General features: G+C 71.1%; 1 protein-coding gene. It reads left to right on the forward strand.

What is annotated here, in order from left to right; genetic code table 11:
- Window positions 1-415, forward strand: a 415-nt coding sequence (locus tag OSB71_RS24340; RefSeq protein WP_265950962.1) for a S8 family serine peptidase, incomplete at both ends; no start/stop codon positions are given.

Genomic DNA, 415 nt, shown 5'->3' on the forward strand with positions numbered 1-415 from the left:
GCTCAACGGCTACGCCGTCGAGCTGTCGGAGGCCGAGGCGAAGCGGTTCGCGGCGGACCCGGCGGTGGCCGCGGTCGAGCAGGACCAGAAGGTCTCGCTGGCGGCGACCCAGCCCAACCCCACCTGGGGCCTGGACCGGATCGACCAGCCGAACCTGCCGCTGAGCAACAGCTACACCTACCCGGACTCCGCGGGTGACGGCGTCACCGCCTACATCATCGACACCGGGATCAACCACGGCCACAACGACTTCGGCGGGCGCGCGAGCTTCGGCTTCGACGCCTTCGGGGGCAACGGCAACGACGGCAACGGCCACGGCACGCACGTCGCGGGCACCGTCGGCGGCCAGACCTACGGGGTGGCCAAGAAGGTCGACCTGGTCTCGGTGCGCGTGCTCAACGACCAGGGCTCCGGC

Source organism: Streptomyces marinisediminis, assembly GCF_026262575.1.
GTDB lineage: Bacteria > Actinomycetota > Actinomycetes > Streptomycetales > Streptomycetaceae > Streptomyces > Streptomyces marinisediminis.